14 protein-coding genes are annotated in these 19,107 nt (G+C 68.1%); 9 read left to right on the plus strand and 5 right to left on the minus strand.

Going from position 1 to position 19,107, the window contains the following annotated elements:
- Positions 1-93 precede the first annotated feature (93 nt).
- Positions 94-861, minus strand: a complete 768-nt coding sequence (locus tag K7711_RS15320; RefSeq protein WP_222969939.1) for a crotonase/enoyl-CoA hydratase family protein — start codon at positions 859-861, stop codon at positions 94-96.
- Positions 862-954: 93 nt separating this feature from the next.
- Between K7711_RS15320 and K7711_RS15325 the strand changes: the two genes are divergently transcribed.
- From K7711_RS15325 to K7711_RS15335, 3 genes are all read left to right on the plus strand, one after another.
- Positions 955-1,629 (plus strand): TetR/AcrR family transcriptional regulator, encoded by a 675-nt coding sequence (locus tag K7711_RS15325; RefSeq protein WP_222969940.1) that lies wholly within the window; start codon positions 955-957, stop codon positions 1,627-1,629.
- 9 nt (positions 1,630-1,638) lie between these two features.
- Positions 1,639-3,261, plus strand: coding sequence for an acyl-CoA dehydrogenase family protein (locus tag K7711_RS15330; RefSeq protein ID WP_222969942.1), 1,623 nt, complete (start codon positions 1,639-1,641; stop codon positions 3,259-3,261).
- A gap of 89 nt (positions 3,262-3,350) precedes the next feature.
- Positions 3,351-4,730 carry a DUF1731 domain-containing protein gene (locus K7711_RS15335; RefSeq protein WP_222969945.1) on the plus strand — a complete coding sequence of 460 codons (1,380 nt, stop codon included), beginning with the start codon at positions 3,351-3,353 and terminating at the stop codon, positions 4,728-4,730.
- 10 nt (positions 4,731-4,740) lie between these two features.
- Here K7711_RS15335 and pgi read toward each other — a convergent pair whose 3' ends face one another.
- Together pgi and K7711_RS15345 are read right to left on the minus strand one after the other, a co-directional pair.
- The gene (gene pgi, locus K7711_RS15340; protein ID WP_222969947.1) at positions 4,741-6,378 is read right to left on the minus strand and encodes a glucose-6-phosphate isomerase; all 1,638 of its coding nucleotides are present in this window, start codon (positions 6,376-6,378) and stop codon (positions 4,741-4,743) included.
- A 100-nt stretch (positions 6,379-6,478) separates the two neighbouring features.
- Positions 6,479-6,775 carry a hypothetical protein gene (locus K7711_RS15345; protein WP_222969949.1) on the minus strand — a complete coding sequence of 99 codons (297 nt, stop codon included), beginning with the start codon at positions 6,773-6,775 and terminating at the stop codon, positions 6,479-6,481.
- 219 nt (positions 6,776-6,994) lie between these two features.
- On the opposite strand from K7711_RS15345, the gene K7711_RS15350 reads away from it, so the two are divergent.
- On the plus strand, positions 6,995-8,446 hold the full coding sequence (locus K7711_RS15350) for an NAD-dependent succinate-semialdehyde dehydrogenase (protein ID WP_222969951.1): 1,452 nt from the start codon (positions 6,995-6,997) through the stop codon (positions 8,444-8,446).
- A gap of 89 nt (positions 8,447-8,535) precedes the next feature.
- Here K7711_RS15350 and K7711_RS15355 read toward each other — a convergent pair whose 3' ends face one another.
- A complete protein-coding gene (locus K7711_RS15355) occupies positions 8,536-8,829 on the minus strand; it encodes a chorismate mutase (protein ID WP_222969953.1) in 294 nt (97 codons plus the stop codon).
- A gap of 355 nt (positions 8,830-9,184) precedes the next feature.
- On the opposite strand from K7711_RS15355, the gene pcrA reads away from it, so the two are divergent.
- Positions 9,185-11,653 (plus strand): DNA helicase PcrA, encoded by a 2,469-nt coding sequence (gene pcrA / locus K7711_RS15360; RefSeq protein ID WP_308014784.1) that lies wholly within the window; start codon positions 9,185-9,187, stop codon positions 11,651-11,653.
- Between the two features lie 47 nt (positions 11,654-11,700).
- On the opposite strand, the gene K7711_RS15365 is transcribed toward pcrA, so the two are convergent.
- Positions 11,701-12,855 (minus strand): M23 family metallopeptidase, encoded by a 1,155-nt coding sequence (locus K7711_RS15365; protein WP_222969957.1) that lies wholly within the window; start codon positions 12,853-12,855, stop codon positions 11,701-11,703.
- Between the two features lie 605 nt (positions 12,856-13,460).
- On the opposite strand from K7711_RS15365, the gene sucC reads away from it, so the two are divergent.
- The 4 genes from sucC to K7711_RS15385 all read left to right on the plus strand — a co-directional run bounded on the left by sucC (position 13,461) and on the right by K7711_RS15385 (position 19,033).
- Positions 13,461-14,627, plus strand: coding sequence for an ADP-forming succinate--CoA ligase subunit beta (sucC, locus tag K7711_RS15370; RefSeq protein WP_222969959.1), 1,167 nt, complete (start codon positions 13,461-13,463; stop codon positions 14,625-14,627).
- 12 nt (positions 14,628-14,639) lie between these two features.
- Positions 14,640-15,554, plus strand: a complete 915-nt coding sequence (sucD, locus tag K7711_RS15375) for a succinate--CoA ligase subunit alpha (RefSeq protein ID WP_222969961.1) — start codon at positions 14,640-14,642, stop codon at positions 15,552-15,554.
- A gap of 379 nt (positions 15,555-15,933) precedes the next feature.
- Complete coding sequence (locus tag K7711_RS15380; RefSeq protein WP_222969963.1) at positions 15,934-17,040, plus strand: DUF5336 domain-containing protein; 1,107 nt, start codon at positions 15,934-15,936, stop codon at positions 17,038-17,040.
- Between the two features lie 346 nt (positions 17,041-17,386).
- Positions 17,387-19,033 carry a cell division protein PerM gene (locus tag K7711_RS15385; RefSeq protein WP_222969964.1) on the plus strand — a complete coding sequence of 549 codons (1,647 nt, stop codon included), beginning with the start codon at positions 17,387-17,389 and terminating at the stop codon, positions 19,031-19,033.
- Positions 19,034-19,107 lie beyond the last annotated feature (74 nt).

Here is a 19,107-nt window from a genome sequence, read left to right on the forward strand (position 1 = left end):
GTGGGCGTCGAGTCCGTCGTGTCGCTGGGCATCGGCGTCGGGGCGTTGTCCCGTGCGTTGTTCGGCCGAATGTCACCCTCGACGCCGACCGGGTCAGGCAGGGCGGCCGTGGCGGCCCTCGCCGGAGGCGAAGCGTTGTGCGCCCGCGAGCGCGCCGTCGGCGTCGGACAGGGCGTTCATGCCGTGGCGGAATTCGTTCGCGATGGCGGAGGTCTCGTCCAGGCCCTGCTGTTCGAGTGCGGACATCCGGTCCGAGCGCAGGCAGGTCTGCGGGAGCGCGGCCAGCTCTCGTGCGAGATCCTCTGCGGCACTGCGTGATTCGCCATTGGGTACGACGCGGTTCACCAGGCCCGTCTGCAATGCCTCGGTGGCGCCGACGGCGCGGCCGGTCAGGATCATGTCCATGGCCCGGCCCTCGCCGATGATGCGCGGCAGCCGAACCGTGCCGCCGTCGATGAGCGGAACGCCCCAGCGTCGGCAGAATACGCCGAAGGTGCTGTCCTGCTCGGCAATTCGCAGATCGCACCACAGCGCCAGTTCGAGTCCGCCGGCCACCGCATACCCCGAGACCGCGGCGATCACCGGTTTGGACAGGCGCATCCGGGTCGGGCCCATCGGCCCGTCGCCGTCCGGCGTGACGTGATTGGACCGCTCGGTGCCCAGACCCTTGAGATCGGCTCCGGCGCAGAAGGTTCCGCCCGCACCCCACAGCACCGCGACCGCGGCCGCCGGATCGGCGTCGAACTCCCGGAACGCATCCGCCAGCGCGTCCGCCGTCGGACCGTCGACCGCGTTGCGAGCCTCCGGCCGATCCAGAACGACGGTGAACACCGGCCCGCTGCGCTCGATTCGGACGCTCACGTTTTCTCCTCGCTGGTTGTCCTGCCGACACCCCGACGATACGTCCCCGAACCGCCCTTGCGTCAAGAAATGAATTTGTGATTCACTTCTTGTGTGGCCTACCGCAGAACCCCCGCTGTACAGGCCCGTCTCGACAAGCAGGCGGGTGTGATCGTGCATGCCGCCACGCGGGTGCTCTCGCGGGAGGGCTTCGCCGGGCTGTCGATGGCTGCGGTCGCGGCCGAGGCGGGCGTGGCCACGGGCACGGTGTACAAGCACTACAGCGGTAAGGCCGAACTGGTCACCGCGGTGTTCCGCGAGGTCGTGGGGCGTGAGGTGGCCGCCGTGGCCGAGGCGGGCGGGTCGGGTGGCGTCGTCGAGCGCGTCACCGCATCCGTGGAGACCTTCGCCGGGCGCGCGTTGAAGAATCCGAAACTGGCGTACGTCCTGCTCGCCGAGCCGGTGGATACCGCCGTGGACGCCGAACGGCTGCGCTTCCGCCGCGCCTTCGCCGAGATCTACGAAACCGCCGTCGCCGAGGGGGTGGCCGGTGGCCAGTTGCCGCCGCAGAATCCCCGTGTCAGCGCCGCCGCACTGGTCGGGGCCATCGGCGAGGTGCTGGTCGGGCCGCTCGCGGAGGCCCGGCAGAGTGAGTCGGTGATTCCCGAACTGGTGGATTTCGCCTTGCGCGCGTTGGGATTTCACGACATTCGCAATACGGACAGCGCGCGTGGAGATGCGCGCATCCCGCAGACCCGCGACGACCGCACTCCGGCGTCGCCCGAATAGGAGTTCCGCATGCCCACCCACGAGGTGTTCAACCAGGTTCCGAATATCGTTCCGTTCGACAACTCGCACAATCCGGCGCTGATCGAGGGCCTGCACCGGGAGGGCGCTGGCTGGGTGGAACCCGAAGTGCGCGAATTGGGCGCGCTCGCAGGCGGATTCGAGGCCCAGGAGTGGGGCCGGGTGGCCAACGAGTACCCGCCGGTGCTGCACACGCACGACCGCTACGGCAATCGGGTCGACGAGGTGGAGTTCCATCCGTACTGGCATCGGCTGATGGACGTCGCGGTGACACACGGCCTGCACGGCTCACCCTGGCTGGACGAACGTCCCGGCGCGCACACCGCCCGCGCGGCCAAGTTCTACACCTGGGGCATGGCCGACGCCGGGCACATGTGCCCGATCTCGATGACCTACGCGATCGTGCCCGCCCTGCGGCACAATCCGGAGCTGGCCGCCCGCTACGAGCCACTGCTGGGTTCGCGCACTTACGATTTCGGCCTGCGCGAGCCGTCCACCAAGGCCGGTCTGATCGCCGGAATGTCGATGACGGAGAAGCAGGGCGGCTCGGACGTCCGCGCGAACACCACCGCCGCCACACCGCAATCCGACGGCAGCTACCGCCTCGTCGGGCACAAGTGGTTCACCTCCGCGCCGATGTCGGACATGTTCCTGACCCTGGCTCAGGCGCCGGGCGGGCTGTCCTGCTTCCTGCTGCCGCGCGTCCTGCCCGACGGCAGCCGCAATGCCCTTCGCCTGCAGCGTCTCAAGGACAAACTGGGCAACAAGTCCAATGCCTCCTCGGAGATCGAATACGAGAACGCCGTCGGCTGGCTGGTCGGCCAGGAGGGCGCGGGCGTCAAGACCATCATCGAGATGGTCAATATGACCCGGCTGGACTGCGTGATCGGTTCGGCCACCGGCATGCGCGCCGGGCTCGTACAGGCGGTGCACCACGCGCGCCATCGGGAAGTGTTCGGCGCCAAGCTGATCGATCAACCCGCGATGCGCAACGTGCTGGCCGATCTGGTGATCGAATCCGACGCGGCCACCACCGTGATGATGCGTCTGGCCGGGGCCACCGACCGGGCCGGGAGTGATCCCGCCGAGGCGGCGCTGCGCCGGATCGCGCTGGCGGTCACCAAGTACTGGGTGTGCAAGCGCGCCCCCGCACATGCCGCGGAAGCGTTGGAATGCCTGGGCGGCAACGGATATGTCGAGGATTCGGGCATGCCCCGGTTGTTCCGCGAGTCCCCGTTGATGTCCATCTGGGAGGGTTCGGGCAATGTCGCGGCGCTGGATGCGTTGCGCGCCATGGGACGTCAGCCCGAGAGCGTGGAGGCGTACTTCAACGAGGTCTCCCTCGCCCGTGGCGCGAATCACCACCTCGACGACGCGATCGACCGAATCGGCAAGGAACTCACCGACCTCGGCGAGATCGAATACCGCGCTCGCCGCGTGGTCGAACTGATGGCGCTGGTCCTGCAGGGCGCGCAACTGGTTCGCCACGGCCATTCCGCCGTCGCGGATGCCTTCTGCGCCAGCAGGTTCGGCGGTGACTGGGGTATCGCCTTCGGCACCCTGCCCACCGGTGTGGACACCGCAGCCATCCTGGCACGCGCCTACGTCGACTGACCGGGCGCGCGGCCCGGCATGCCGCTGCCCGGCGACACGTGAGCAGCGACACGCTTCCTGGCTTGTACCAGGGGGATTAGCGTCGGGGTATGGCACGTACAACGGCGTACACACAATTCATCGCGCTGCCGCCGGAACGATTGTGGGCGGTGCTGGCGGATCCGGTTCGCTGGCCGGAATGGAATCCAGCCGTCGTCTCGGTGCGGCTGCGGGAAGCGCCCGGGGTGGGAGTGCAAGGCGATTATCTGCCCAGCGGCCGGGTGAACGCGGCCGTGCACGGCAGGCTGGCCCGGCCCTTCACGATCACGAGTTTCGTACCCGGCCGGGAACTGGTCGTGCAGCAGCCGGAACCGGCCGGGGTGATGCGGATCTCCTGGACGTTGACGCCCCGCCCCGGCGGCACCGAACTGGTCCAGCGAGTCGGCCTCGTCGGTGCCGGCGCGCCGATCTTCTGGTCCGTCATCGGCGGGCGGTTGCAGGCGCACGCCCGGGTCGGTTTCGCCCGGCTGGCCCGGCTCGCCGGGATCACCCCGGCCGACGGCGCGCTGACCGTCGTGATCGCCGGCGGCAGTGGGGCTCTGGGACGCAATATCGCGGCCGATCTGACCTGTCGTGGGCTGCGGGTGCGCATTCTGACCCGTCGCCGCGATCCCGAGCTGCCGTTCGAACAGGTGGAATGGGACGGCCGCAGCGTCGGGGATTGGGCAGGCGCGCTGCGTAATTCGGGCCCCACCGCAGTGATCAACCTGGCCGGGAAGCTGGTGGACTGCCGCCCGACCGAAGCCAATGTCGTCGAATTGCGCCGCAGCCGCGTCGATCCGACCGCGGCCCTGGTCGCCGCGTCCGCGACGCTGGACCGCCCGATCGCTCACTGGATCCAGGCCAGCACCACCGCGATCTGGTCCGACGCCGGTGAGATGCGGTGCACCGAAACGACTCCACTTCCGCAGGGACTGCCGCAGATGACCGGCGTCGCCCGGCCGTGGGAGCAGGCTTTCGAGGGCGCGAACGCCGAACACCACACGATCCTGCGCACCTCGATCGTGCTGGACTCGGATTCCCCTGCCCTGCAACGCCTGTGCGATCTGACCCGCGCCGGGCTCGGCGGCCGCGTCGGCCCGGGTGACCAGTGGTTCAGCTGGATCCACGTCGAGGACTGGCTGGCCCTGATCCGCGCCGCCCTCGGGCTCGACCCCGAGGTGCGCCTACCCGACGGAATCCTGGTCGCCGCAACGGATTACCCGGTCCGCAACCGCGACCTGATGATCGTGCTACGGCGTCACCTGCACCGTCCGCCCGCGCCCCCGACCCCCGCACCGCTGCTGAAGCTCGGTGCGGTCTTCCTGCGCACCGACCCGGCCCTGGGCCTCACCGGTCGTCATGCGACCTCGGAAGTCCTGCCGCACACCGGATTCCGATTCCGCTACCCGACCCTGGACGAAGCCCTGGGGAATCTGCTCCCACACTGAAACTCCGCGATCAGCGGTGCTCGCGGTACCAGCCGATGAGGGCGTCGGTGGACGAATCTCCCTGGGAGGCAGGATCTTCGTCGGAGGTGAGCAGCGGGGCCAGTTCGAGCGCCTGCTGTTTGCCGAGTTCCACGCCCCACTGGTCGAAGCTGTCGATGCCCCAGATGGTGCCTTCCACGAAGACCTGATGTTCGTAGAGGGCGATGAGCTGGCCCAGGACCGAGGGGGTCAGCTCGGGGGCGAGGATGGCGGTGCTGGGCCGGTTGCCGGGCATCACCTTGTGCGGCACCACGTTCGGGTCGGTGCCCTCCGCGGCGATCTCCTCGGCGGTCTTGCCGAACGCCAGCACCTTGGTCTGCGCGAACAGGTTGCTCATCAGGATGTCGTGCATGCTGCCGGTACCGTCGCGGGTCGGCAGATCGTCGGTGGGCCGGGCGAATCCGATGAAATCGGCCGGAATCAGCCGGGTGCCCTGATGCAGCAGTTGATAGAAGGCGTGCTGGCCGTTCGTGCCGGGCTCACCCCAGAAGATCTCACCGGTGGAGGTCGTGACCGGGGAGCCGTCCGCGCGCACCGATTTGCCGTTGGACTCCATGGTCAACTGCTGTAGGTAGGCCGGGAAACGGGCCAGATCGTTCGAGTACGGCAGCACCGCCCGCGACTGCGCACCGAAGAAGTTCGAGTACCACACGCCGAGCAGACCCAGCAGCACCGGCGCGTTCTCCGCCAGCGGCGTATGCGCGAAATGCTCATCGACACTGTGCATTCCGGCCAGGAACTCCGCGAATCGCTCGCGTCCGATCGTCGCCATCACCGACAGTCCGATCGCCGAATCCACCGAATAGCGGCCGCCGACCCAGTCCCAGAAGCCGAACATGTTGGCGGTGTCGATGCCGAACGCCGCCACCCGCTCGGCGTTGGTGGACACGGCGACGAAATGTTTGGCCACCGCGTCCTCACTCAGTGCCGCCACCAGCCAGCGGCGCGCGGCGGTGGCGTTGGTGAGCGTCTCCAGCGTCGAAAAGGTCTTGGAGGCAATGATGAACAGCGTCGAGGCCGGATCGAGGCCGTCGAGTTTCGCGGTCAGATCGGCGGGGTCGACATTGGAGACGAACCGCGCGGAGATTCCGGCGTCGACGTAGTGCCGCAGTGCCTGGTACGCCATCACCGGGCCCAGATCCGAACCGCCGATGCCGATGTTCACCACCGTCGTGATGCGCTCGCCGGTCGCGCCGCGCCACTGCCCGGAGCGCAGCGAATCGGTGAAATCGCCCATGGCGCGCAGCACTTCGTGCACTTGCGCGCCCGCGTCCTCGCCGTCGACGAGCTGCGCGGTCCCCGGCGGCAGCCGCAGCGCGACGTGCTGCACCGCGCGATCCTCGGAGGTGTTGATGTGCTCGCCGCGGAACATCGCGTCGCGGCGCTCGGCCACCCCCGCGACCTCGGCCAATTCGACCAGCAGATCGAGGGTTTCGCGGGTCACGCGGTGCTTGCTGTAGTCGATGTGCAGATCCGCGATCTGAACTGTCAGCTCGCGGCCGCGCTCGGGATCCTGGGCGAAGAGATCCCGCAGTGTCCGGTCGGCGATCGCCGAGAAGTGATCGTGCAGTTTCCGCCAGGCCGCCGTCGCGGTGATGTCGCTGCTCACCGATCCGACATTACCGCCAGACCCGGGCCCGCGTCGGCAATGCATCCGATGTCGCCGGCCGCGGCGACGGGGTCGTCGCGGCCGAGGCGATCGCTCGGTCCTACTGGCAGACCCACATCCAGTGCGTGCCGTAATGCTCGGCGGCACTGCCGTCCAGATGGACCCAGGCCTTGTGGCCCGGCTTGTTTCCACCGGCCCGGCACGGGTCGCCGACGTGCTCGCCGTTGGGCGGCGCGGGTGGGGTGCTGCTGTCCGGCGGAGTCTGGGTGCCCATCCCGCCGCTCCCGCTGGCGATGGGGCCGAGGTCGATTCCGGCGATGGTGGCGGCACCAGCCGCGCCCGCCGAGAAGGCGGCGAGGGCGAGGGTCATGACTGCTACGGCAGCCGTTTTCTTCACGATTGGATCTTCTCCTCACACGATCTTCGTTCGATCTTCGTTCGGTGTTCATCCCGGGCCGCGAACGCTGTTCGACAGGGCAGAGCGCATCCGGGACCGACTGCCATCAGACCACGATCGAGGCCGGTCCGCAGTAACGACGACGTCGGGCCGGACCCCGCCGACCGAGGCGCATCCGAACCTCCCGGAGGGTTGGACAACCGGGCATAGGCTGGTCACATGGTGTCCGAACGTGAACTACTCGCATCCGTCCCCACACAACTCTGGATCGGTGGCCCGGTGGATGCCACCGGTGGTGCCACCTTCCCGGTCGAGAATCCGGCGACCGGCGAAACCCTCGTCGAGGTAGCCGACGCATCGCCCGAGGACGCGATGCGCGCCCTCGACGCCGCGGTCGCGGTGCAGGACGAATGGGCCGCCACCCCGGCCCGTCAGCGCGGTGAGATCCTGCGCGCGGTCTACGAGCGGATCATCGAGCGCACCGAGGATTTCGCGCTGCTGATGACCCTGGAAATGGGTAAAGCCCTGCCCGAGAGCCGCAACGAGGTGCGTTACGGCGCGGAGTTCTTCCGGTGGTTCAGCGAGGAGGCCGTGCGTATCCACGGTCGCTATCAGACGGCGCCGACCGGCACCGGTCGCATCATGGTGCACAAGCAGCCGGTCGGGCCGTGTCTGGCGATCACGCCGTGGAACTTCCCGCTGGCCATGGGAACTCGCAAGATCGGCCCCGCGCTCGCGGCGGGCTGCACGATGATCGTCAAACCGGCCTCGGCCACTCCGCTGACCATGCTGCTGCTGGCGCAGCTGTGCCGCGAGGCGGGCCTGCCCGACGGTGTGCTGTCGGTGATCACCAGCCGCCGTTCCGGCGCGGTGACCGCACCGCTGATCAACGATCCGCGGCTGCGCAAGCTCACCTTCACCGGTTCGACGGAGGTCGGCAAGAAGCTGGTGGAGTCCTCCGCGCACGGTCTGCTGCGCACCTCGATGGAACTCGGCGGCAACGCCCCGTTCGTGGTGTTCGACGACGCCGACGTCGACGCGGCGGTCGCGGGCGCGATGCTGGCCAAACTCCGCAACGGCGGGGAGGCGTGCACCGCGGCCAACCGCTTCCACGTGCACAACTCGGTGATCGAGGAGTTCACCGAGAAGTTCGTCGCGGCGGTCCAGGAGACCAGACTCGGTGCGGGTGCGGATCCGGACACCACGCTGGGCCCGCTGATCAACGCCGAGCAGCTCGACACGGTCAGCGAACTGGTCGAGGACGCGGTGACCAAGGGTGCGCAGGTGCGCACCGGCGGTAAGGCGCCCGGCGGTCCCGGATACTTCTACCCGGCCACCGTGCTGTCCGATGTGCCCTCGGACGCCCGCATCCTGAGCGAGGAGGTGTTCGGACCGGTCGCGCCGATCATCGGCTTCGAGACCGAGGAGCAGGGCCTTGCCGCGGCCAACGACACCGAATACGGCCTGGTCGCCTACGTCTACACCCGGGATCTGGATCGGGCGCTGCGGATCGCCGAGGGTCTGGAGAGCGGCATGGTCGGCATCAACCGGGGCGTCATCTCCGATCCGGCCGCACCCTTCGGCGGGGTGAAGGCATCGGGCTTCGGCCGCGAGGGCGGCACCGAAGGTATCGAGGAATATCTCTCGACCAAGTACATCGCACTGCCGTAGCCGGACAGCGAAAACCGCCCCGGGACCCGTGCCCGGGGCGGCCCGATGCGAAATCTTTTGTCGCCGAGTCGATCTCGGCTATCGTGGACTCAGCGGCCGAGACGGCCGCGGCCCAGGCGCAGCAGCAGCATGGCGAGCGTGTGGCCCTCCTGGCCCAGCTCGCTGAAACGCTCGAGGACCTTCATCTCGCGGGAGTGGACCAGCCGCGTACCGCCGTTGGCCATCCGGGTGCGGCCGATGATGCGCGAGATCTCGGTGCGCCGCTTGATCGCGGCCAGGATCTCGGCGTCGAGCCGGTCGATCTCCTTGCGGAGCTTGTCGATCTCCGCCTCGCCGCTGGGCAGCGCGGCATCGGACCCGGTCGTAGTCGTAGAGGTGCTCATACTTCTTCTCCTCGTGTCAGAACTTCGATCGGCGGGTGACCTCTGGCCGTTACCGATGGGTTCCTTCACCGTGAATCAGGCCCGGTGGGCCATATATTCCCCCCTTCGACACCCATACACTCAAATGCGAAATCGGCGACCGGGGTGGACAGCGGTCAGCCGGGCTGCAGTGGTTGCGCGAGCGCTGGACATGTGGTCAGTCTGCCATGCTCGGCACAGGGGCTACAACCTTGTCGGTGCTCGCCGGTAGCGTGGTAGGGCGATGGAGACCACGGTGGCTGACAAGAGGCATCCGCAGGCGCGGACGGGGCAGACAGAGGATGCGGGGCATGCGGCGGACGCCCCGCACGATGCGGTGGCGGAGGCGGTCGAGCGGCTACTCGAGGGCCTGAATCCGCAGCAGCGCGCGGCGGTGGTGCACAGCGGCACACCTCTGCTGATCGTCGCGGGCGCGGGTTCGGGCAAGACCGCCGTGCTGACCCGGCGCATCGCCTATCTGCTCGCCGCCCGCGGCGTCACCCCGGGCCAGATCCTGGCGATCACGTTCACCAACAAGGCCGCCGCCGAGATGCGCGAGCGGGTGGCCGGACTGGTCGGCCCGCGCGCGGCGAGTATGTGGGTGTCCACCTTCCACTCCAGCTGCGTGCGGATCCTGCGCACCCAGGCCGCGCTGCTGCCCGGCCTGAACACCAACTTCTCCATCTACGACGCCGACGATTCGCGCCGGCTGCTCGCGATGATCGGCCGCGATCTGGAGCTGGACGCGAAGAAGTACACCCCGCGCCTGCTCGCCACAGCCATCTCCAATCTCAAGAACGAGCTCATCGATCCCGAGCAGGCCACGATCGATGCGGAATCCGACGAGAGTCAGCTGCCCCGCATCGTCGCGCAGGTGTACACCGAATATCAGCGTCGGCTGCGCGGCGCCAACGCGATGGACTTCGACGACCTGATCGGCGAGACGGTCGCACTGCTGCAACGTCATCCGCAGGTTGCCGAGTACTACCGCCGCCGGTTCCGGCACGTGCTGGTGGACGAGTACCAGGACACCAACCACGCGCAGTACGTCCTGGTCCGCGAGTTGGTCGGCCATCACGCGGCGGGTCCGGCCACCGAGGCGGACGATGCGGATGCCGGTGCGGCAGCGGTGGATCCGGAGTTCACCCCGGCTCGGCGCGAGGACGCGGTGGCCCCGAGCGAGCTGTGCGTGGTGGGCGATGCCGACCAGTCGATCTACGCCTTCCGCGGTGCGACCATCCGCAACATCGAGGAGTTCGAGCGCGACTTCCCGGATGCGGAAACCATTCTGCTGGAACAGAACTACCGCTCCACCCAGCACATCTTGTCCGCGGCGAACGCGGTCATCGCGCGCAACGAGGGCCGCCGCGAGAAGAAGCTGTGGACCGATTCGGGTGAGGGCGATCTGATCGTCGGCTACGTCGCGGACAACGAGCACGACGAGGCGTCGTTCGTCGCGCGCGAGATCGATCGCCTGGTCGATCAGGGCGATTACAACTACGGCGAGGTCGCGGTCTTCTACCGCACCAACAACAATTCCCGTGCGCTGGAAGAGATCTTCATCCGGATGGGGCTGCCGTACAAGGTGGTCGGCGGTGTCCGCTTCTATGAGCGCAAGGAGGTTCGCGATATCGTCGCCTACCTGCGCGTCCTGGAGAATCCGGAAGATGCGGTGAGCCTGCGCCGGATCCTGAACACCCCGCGCCGCGGCATCGGCGATCGCGCCGAGGCGTGTGTGGCCGTGCATTCCGAACAGCGCGGCATCGGTTTCGGCCAGGCGTTGCGCGATGCCGCCGACGGCAAGGTGGCACTGCTCAATACGCGTGCCCAGCGCGCCATCGCCGGTTTTCTGGATCTGCTGGAGGAGATCCGCGCGGCGGGCGTGCAGGAGGATCTGGATTTCCCGGATGTGGGAACCGTGGTCGAGGCGGTGCTGGACCGCTCCGGATACCGCGGCGAACTCGAGGCGTCCGACGATCCGCAGGACGGCGCCCGCCTGGACAACCTCAATGAATTGGTCAGCGTCGCACGAGAATTCAGCTCGGAGGCGCGCAACAGTGTCGAGGCCGCCACGGCGGAGGGATTGTTGCCCACCGCCGCCGAGGGGGAGCCGGATCCGGGGTCGCTGGCCGCATTCCTCGAGCGGGTGTCGCTGGTCGCCGATACCGATCAGATTCCCGACGAGGGTACGGGTGTGGTCACCATGATGACCCTGCACACTGCCAAGGGGCTGGAATTCCCGGTCGTCTTCGTCACCGGCTGGGAGGACGGCCAGTTCCCGCACATGCGCGCCCTGGGTGATCCGACCGAACTGGCCGAGGAACGTCGCCTCGCCTACGTCGGCATCACCCGTGCTCGCCGCCGCCTGTACTTGTCCCGCGCGGTGGTCCGCTCCGGCTGGGGCCAGCCGGTTTCGAATCCGGAATCCCGTTTCCTCCAGGAGATTCCGGGTCATCTGATGGACTGGCAGCGCCTCGAGCCGGCCAACTCGCCCGGTCTCCGCGGCATGCGCCGCCGCGGCGAGAGCGACGGTCCGGGGCGGGACTGGACTCGCGGCGACGGCTGGTCCGATCGTCCCGGCGTGCGCGGCGGCGACCGCCGCCCCGCCCCCGGCGGCGCCAAGCGTGGCAACACCAATCTCGTTCTGGCCGTGGGCGATCGGGTGAACCACGACAAGTACGGACTGGGCCGGGTGATCGCCGCCGAAGGTACGGGCCCGATCGCGAGCGTCACCATTGATTTCGGCACCGCGGGCAAGATCCGACTCATCCCGCAATACAGCGGCGGGGTGCTGGTCAAACTGTAAGAGGTTCCCGGCCGGGGGCGTTCACGTCCCCGGCGGGATTTCTCCGCTCAATCCTCTTCGGGGCCCAGGGAAATGCCGCGACTCGCCAACCAGGGCAGCGGGTCGATGCGATCGGTCCCGTGCAACCACACTTCGAAGTGGCAGTGCGGGCCCGTGGAGAAGCCGCGGTTGCCGATGGTGGCGATCTGATCGCCCGCCATCACGTGCTGGCCGACCGACACCGTGGTGGTGTTGACGTGCCCGTAGACAGTGATGGTGCCGTCCTCGTGCCGCACCCGCACCCACATGCCGAAGCCCGACGCCGGCCCCGCGTCGATGACGGTGCCGTCCATGACCGCGTAGATCGGGGTGCCGATCGGGCCCGCGATGTCGACCCCGGGATGCAGCACGCCCCAGCGGGTGCCGTACCCGGAGGTGAAGGTGCCGCTGGCGAACTTCACGAAGACCGGCCGGAGTTTGGCGGCGGCCTGGGCGGCGAGGCTCTCGGCGAACTGCTGCCCGTGGTGCAGCACATCCTGGAACTGGCTGATATCGGTCACCGGAGCGGCGTCGAGCAGCTGCGGCGATTGAGTCGCACTCGCGGCGCCATTGGTGGGTGCCGAGGCCGCGACCTGACGGATCTCACCGGTCGTCGGCGCGTCGGCGGTGGCGGGGTGCTGACCTCCGAGATGTTGCGCACCGGCCTGACCAGCGGCTACGACCGCGCCCGCGGCGACAGCCACGACGGCCGCGCGGCCCTTGAGGGCTGCGGGCGGAACGGGCATCCGGTGCGCGCCCGGGACACGGGCGGGCCGGTGATCGGCATTGCCGCGCAGGCCGCGGGCGCCGAGTGCGGTGGGCGGGAACGGTTCGTCGGGCTCGTCGTAATCGGCCTGCTCGGCCGCGGACGGCTCGTCCGAACCCCAGGGGTCCCACTGCGCATCCTCGGAAGGCTGTGCACCCCAGTGGTATTCGGGGGACTGCTGCCACTCGTCGGGTTCGGGGGCGCCCCACGCATCCACGGGCGCATTCCACGTGTCACCGACAGGCACGTCCCAGGTGGCTGCCGTGCCCGAGCCCGACCAGCTGTCGGCGCGGCCCGCGGGCGCGGCATAGCCGCCGAACGAGGCCGCATCGCCGAGGTTGTTCAGACCATCGCCCTCGCGCCGGTAACGCAGGGCGGACGGAGCGCGATGTCCTGGCTGAAACGGATCGCCGCTCATTACCGAATTCCCGAGGAGAAGTGCTGCCGTGCTGTCGACGGGTCGCCTGCGACGCGGCTCTCTACCTGCGGAGCGCTGTGCTGCAACAAGCCTGCCGTCCTCCTGTACCCGTCAGCGGCGGAATGTGGTCGCCCGGTGTAACCCGGTCGGGAGTACAGAGACTACCGCGTCGGACGCCCTCGTTCATGCCGGTCCTGTGACCTTGTTGTGACATCGGTCGCATCGACGGTAACGAAACGATTGCGACCCGGCAAGCGCTCCCGGGCATCTCTGTCCGCATGTGAGATTCATCACAGGTTTTCCTGGGAATAGCGCGTTCGGCGCGATGGTGGATATGTCGGATTTAAGTACGACGCCACGTAGTATTCCGATCGCCGCGAACCGCTCGAACCCGTGGTCCCGCCGCCGCCGCGGCAACCTACTCGCCAGTAGCAGTGGCCAGCGGTTTTCCCCTCCCGGGTGCGGGCCGGTGACCTGTGCCACTTAGGCTGTATGCGGCTGATTTCCCGTGCTCGCGAGTGATTAGAGTCCGATTCGACCCGCCCTGGAACGACGGGACGCCAACAAAGTCGTTGTCACCACAACGCAGACGAGACGGTGAGTACATGGATCTCTTCGAATATCAGGCGAAGGAGCTCTTCGTGAAGCACGGAGTGCCTTCGTCGGAAGGCCGGGTCACGGACTCGGCCGAGGATGCGCGTGCGATCGCGACCGAAATCGGCAAGCCGGTCATGATCAAGTCCCAGGTCAAGGTCGGTGGCCGTGGTAAGGCCGGTGGCGTCAAGTACTCCGCGACCCCCGACGACGCCTTCGCCAACGCCCAGAACATCCTCGGGCTGGACATCAAGGGCCACGTCACCAAGAAGATCCTGGTCGCCGAGGCCAAGGACATCGCGGAGGAGTACTACATCTCCTTCCTGCTGGACCGCTCGAACCGCACCTACCTGGCGATGTGCTCGGTCGAGGGCGGCATGGAGATCGAAGAGGTCGCCGCGACCAAGCCCGAGCGGCTGGCCAAGGTGCCGGTGGACGCGGTCAAGGGTGTCGATCTGGCCTTCGCCCGCTCGATCGCCGAGCAGGGCCACCTGCCCGCCGACGTCCTGGATGCCGCCGCGGTGACGATCCAGAAGCTGTGGGAGGTGTTCATCGGCGAGGACGCGACCCTGGTCGAGGTGAATCCGCTGGTTCGCACCCCCGAGAACGAGATCCTGGCTCTGGACGGCAAGGTCACCCTCGACGAGAACGCCGAGTTCCGCCACAAGGAGCACGCCGAGTTCGCCGACATCGACGCGACCGACCCGCTCGAGCTCAAGGCCAAGGAGAACGACCTCAACTACGTCAAGCTGGACGGTGAGGTCGGCATCATCGGTAACGGCGCCGGCCTGGTCATGTCGACCCTGGACGTGGTCGCCTACGCCGGTGAGAACCACAACGGCGTCAAGCCCGCCAACTTCCTGGACATCGGCGGCGGCGCCTCGGCCGAGGTGATGGCCAACGGTCTGGACGTCATCCTGAACGACGCGCAGGTCAAGAGCGTGTTCGTGAACGTCTTCGGTGGCATCACCGCCTGTGACGCGGTCGCCAACGGCATCGTCAAGGCGCTGGAGATCCTGGGCAGCGAGGCCAACAAGCCGCTGGTCGTCCGTCTCGACGGCAACAACGTCGACGAGGGCCGCCGGATTCTCGCCGAGGCCAACCACCCGCTGGTGACCCTCGCGCAGACAATGGACGAAGGCGCCGACAAGGCCGCCGAACTGGCCGCGGCCAAGTAAGGAATCAGGGCAATGTCAATCTTCCTCAACAAGGACAACAAGGTCATCGTCCAGGGCATCACCGGCGGCGAGGGCACCAAGCACACCGCCCTGATGCTGAAGGCAGGCACCAACGTGGTCGGCGGTGTCAACGCGCGCAAGGCGGGCACCACTGTCAAGCACGTCGACAAGGACGGCAACGACGTCGAGCTGCCGGTGTTCGGCTCGGTCGCCGAGGCCATCGAGAAGACCGGCGCGGACACCTCGATCGCGTTCGTGCCCCCGGCGTTCTCCAAGGACGCCATCATCGAGGCCATCGACGCCGAGATTCCGCTGCTGGTCGTCATCACCGAGGGCATTCCGGTGCAGGACAGCGCGTACGCCTGGGCCTACAACGTCGAGAAGGGTGGCAAGACCCGGATCATCGGCCCGAACTGCCCCGGCATCATCACCCCCGGTGAGTCGCTGGTCGGCATCACGCCGAACAACATCACCGGCAAGGGCCCGATCGGTCTGGTGTCCAAGTCCGGCACCCTGACCTACCAGATGATGTACGAGCTGCGCGACTTCGGCTTCTCGACCGCCATCGGCATCGGCGGCGACCCGGTCATCGGCACCACCCACATCGACGCCATCGAGGCGTTCGAGAAGGACCCGGAGACCAAGGTCATCGTGATGATCGGCGAGATCGGCGGCGACGCCGAGGAGCGGGCCGCGGCCTACATCCAGGCCAACGTCAGCAAGCCGGTCGTCGGCTACGTCGCGGGCTTCACCGCTCCCGAGGGCAAGACCATGGGTCACGCGGGCGCGATCGTCTCCGGTTCGGCCGGTACCGCCGCCGCGAAGAAGGAGGCCCTCGAGGCCGCAGGCGTCAAGGTCGGCAAGACGCCGTCCGAGACCGCCGCGCTGGCTCGGGAGATCCTGGAGAAAGCCAGCATCGAGGCCTGATAGCGGCGCGCAGCGTCTCCGTTGAGGGTGGTGGCGGGGACGAGGCGGGCCTGATCCGGCCCCAGCGCACTTCGATTCACGAAGGCCGCCAACCGAATTCGGTTGGCGGCCTTCGTCGTTGCCGGACAGTGTTCACGGTGCTGGGAATACGTGGCACAGACCCAGGGCGCGGACCACGGTGCAGAACATTTCCGAAAGATTCACGGCAAACCTCCTTTTTCTCCTCCCCTGGGCACGATCCACGTGCTCACCTGGTTCATCGGGCATATATCCGGCCGACTGCGCGGTTTGCGGTAGCCGTGACCCGGGCGGTTTCGTGCAGTAGCGTCAAGAGCAGATTCAGTCTTGACAACGAGGGACTCGACAAGGAGACGACGACATGTCATACCCGTCCGGGGGCTCCGGGTACAACGCACCCGCGCCGACACCACCCACTTCCACGCCCGGTTTCGCGCAGCAGCCGGCCGCTGGTTCCGGCAGTAAAGCGGGTAGCCCGGAATCGGGTGCCATGGGGTTGCCGTTCTACCTCACGGCGGGTGCCGCGGTGCTCGGCATCATCAACTTCCTGTTGGGTTTCGGGCCGTTCTTCTCCACGAGCGAGGGGTCTTCCGGCGGCGGGACCGGCCTGTTCACCCTGTTCGCCGCGTCGGCGCTGATCGCGCTGGTCGCGGGTGGTCTGCTGGCGGGACTGTCGTTGCTGCCCAAGCAGAATTGGCTCGGAGCCTCGGCGGGGATTTCGGCGGCCGGTTTCCTCGGGCTGATCTTCCTGATGGTGAAGCTGCCCGACGGGGTCAGCGTGGGCTGGGCTGCGTGGGTGGTGCTGTTCCTGGCGCTCGTGCAGACCGTCGCGATCGTCGTCGTGGTGCTGTTCGAGAGTGAGATCCTGTCCGTGCCCGCACCGAAACCGGCTGCGCCGCAGGCTGTTCCGGGTGCTCCCGGGGCGCCCGGATACGGCCAGCAGAGCTATGGTCAGGCTCAGCAGGGGCAGTACGGTCAGCAAGGGCAGCAGGCCCAGTACGCGCAGGCTCAGCAGGGGCAGAGTCAGCCGTCCTACGGGCAGTACGGTCAGCAGCCGGGGCAGGCGCAGTCCCCCTACGGTCAGGCCCAGCAGGGCGGTCAGTCGCCGTACGGGCAGCCCGGTCAGCCGTATCCGCAGTACGGCCAGCAGCCCGGTCAGGCGCAGTCGCCCTACGGTCAGCAGCAGTACGGCCAGCAACAGTACGGTCAGCAGCCGGGTGGATACGGCGCTGCGCAACAACAGCAGCAGGCGTCGAATCCGAGCGGCGAGGCCGCCGGCGGCCAGCAGCCGCAGTACGGCTCGCTCAACTTCGGCCAGCAGCAGGCCGGTCAGGGTGCCGCGGCCGGTCAGTCCGGGCAGTCGGCGAGCACACCCAAGCCGGCCAACCCCTTCGGTGAGGAGCGGCCCGCCAACCCCGCCGCCGACCCCACCACCGCATTCCGCCCCGGCGACGACGACAAGAAATAGGCTGTATTTTCGGCCTTCGCTTCGCTCCGGCGTGTTCGCGGCCCCTGGAGTCTCACCGGTCGGCCTCGGGTTGGGTACTCGTTCCTCGCACCCGCCACGCGTCCGACCCGCGAGACGGGCCGCGAACCTCGGAGCTGGTGTTGTCCAGGGGTATTGGAGCCAGGTGGGTGAGGGTTGGATCGGCGAGTCCGGTGCGCTTCGGCGCGCCTGACTCGCCGATGTCGTGGAAGGTGCCACCCTGGGGTGTCGTGAGGTAGCGCTGTGGTGAAAGTTGGCGCGCCGACCCGTCGTGAGGGGAAGTCGTGACAGTCGCATCCGATGCCGGACGTCGCGGGAGAGTCGGACCGTGAAAGCTTCTCCCGTCCGGTGGGATCCCCGCGATTCGCGCCCGCCGCGTGACGAGAACGGCCGCGGCGCAGGGCGCTCGGGGCCCGAGGACAATCTGTTCCTGTCGCTGAGTCCGGATCGGGCTCGGGTACTGCTCATCGTCGCCGCACGGGCGACCAGTTACACGATCGTGGTGATCGTGGCGCTGGTCCTGGTGACGTTGTTCGCCTCGGGCAGCGCGATGACCGGAGCCTCGGGCGCGATCGCCGCGGGTTGGCTTGCGGTACACCAGGTTCCGCTGGTGATCGGCCGGACGACGTTGAGTCTGCTGCCGCTGGTCCCGACCGGCCTGGTGTTGTGGTTGACCACCCGCGACTGTGCCCGCGCGGTGGAACCCGAATCCTCCCGCGCGGACCTGGGCTGGATCCTGGGTGCGGCGCTGGCGGGACCGCTGCTGGTCACCGCGGTCTGTCTCGCGGTGGCCGAGGACGCGGCATCCGTGGTCGCCCTGCAGCCCCCGCAGGCGCTGGCCGCTTTCGCCTGGGTGGGCGGGTTGCATCTGGTTGCGGCCCTGGTCGGCCTGGCCGTACGGCCCAATCCGTTGCGCGACCGGGTGATCGCGCGAATTCCGCTGTGGGTCGAGTCCGCGACCCGGATCGCGGTGCGCGCGGTGTGGCGGCTGCTGCTGTGTGCGGCGGTGCTCACCGTGTTGTCCTTCCTGCTGCACTGGTCCCGGATCGGGGAGACCTACCGCGCGTCGGGGAACTTCGGCGGTGTGGTCGGACTGTCGCTGCTGTCGCTGGCCTATCTGCCGAATACGGTGATCGGCGCGACGGGACTGCTGATCGGCGCGCAGGTGCACATCGGCGTCGGCGGGCTGAGCGTGTTCTCGGTCTCCGGTGCGCCGGTTCCCGCGCTGCCCATCCTCGCCGCGGTGCCGACCGGTCCGGCGGCCGGATGGTGGCCGATCGTGTTGGCCGTGCCCGCCGCGGTGGGTGTGCTGACCGGGCGGGATTGCGCGCGCGGCACCTACGATCAGCCGCTGCGGCCCTGGGCGACGTTGACCGCGGCGGGGGTCGGCGCGGTGATCCTGGGTGTGCTCGGCGGGATCGCCGGCGGTGAGGTGGGTTCGTTCGATGAGATCGGGACGGGCATCTTCCTCTTCGGCGGTGTGAGTTTCGCCTGGCTGGCGGTCGCCGGATATCTCGGCTTGATCGGTTCGCGCTGGTTCCTGGCCATCCCTGCCGCCGAACTCGTCGACGAGCATGAATACGTGCATGCGGGATATGCCGACGAGGGTTATCACGACGACGAATACGGCGAGGAGTACACCGAGGACGGCTATCCGGACGAGGTCTATTACGAGCGCAGCGGTGACGAATCCGGGGAATACGAACTCGACCGTGGTCGTGACGACCGGGATTACGACGACCGCGGCTACGACGGCCGAGGTCAGGATGGCCAGGGTTACGACGAGAGCGGCTACCACGACCTCGACTACGACGACTACGCCCGGTACGGCGGCCCGCACGCGGTCGAGGAGATCGACGGTGAAGTCGTCGAGGAGCAGGCAGCGCTCGAACCGGCCGTCGATCCGGACGACATTCTGGACGCCGAGGTGGTGGAGACGGACCTGCCGGAAGGTCGCCGGTGGGACGGTAGCTAGGCTCTACAGCGGCGGTCCTCGCATCCGCCGCAAATCCTGCAGTCTCGACGCACAGGGAGTAGAGCGCTGACGAC

The organism is Nocardia coffeae, assembly GCF_019890715.1.
GTDB lineage: Bacteria > Actinomycetota > Actinomycetes > Mycobacteriales > Mycobacteriaceae > Nocardia > Nocardia jiangxiensis.

Coding starts and splice junctions, on each gene's coding strand:
- K7711_RS15330 (WP_222969942.1), top strand. CDS start 1,639: ATGCCCACCCACGAGGTGTTCAACCAGGTTCCGAATATCGTTCCGTTC.
- K7711_RS15335 (WP_222969945.1), top strand. CDS start 3,351: ATGGCACGTACAACGGCGTACACACAATTCATCGCGCTGCCGCCGGAA.
- K7711_RS15350 (WP_222969951.1), top strand. CDS start 6,995: ATGGTGTCCGAACGTGAACTACTCGCATCCGTCCCCACACAACTCTGG.
- K7711_RS15355 (WP_222969953.1), bottom strand. CDS start 8,829: ATGAGCACCTCTACGACTACGACCGGGTCCGATGCCGCGCTGCCCAGC.
- K7711_RS15365 (WP_222969957.1), bottom strand. CDS start 12,855: ATGAGCGGCGATCCGTTTCAGCCAGGACATCGCGCTCCGTCCGCCCTG.
- sucC (WP_222969959.1), top strand. CDS start 13,461: ATGGATCTCTTCGAATATCAGGCGAAGGAGCTCTTCGTGAAGCACGGA.
- sucD (WP_222969961.1), top strand. CDS start 14,640: ATGTCAATCTTCCTCAACAAGGACAACAAGGTCATCGTCCAGGGCATC.
- K7711_RS15380 (WP_222969963.1), top strand. CDS start 15,934: ATGTCATACCCGTCCGGGGGCTCCGGGTACAACGCACCCGCGCCGACA.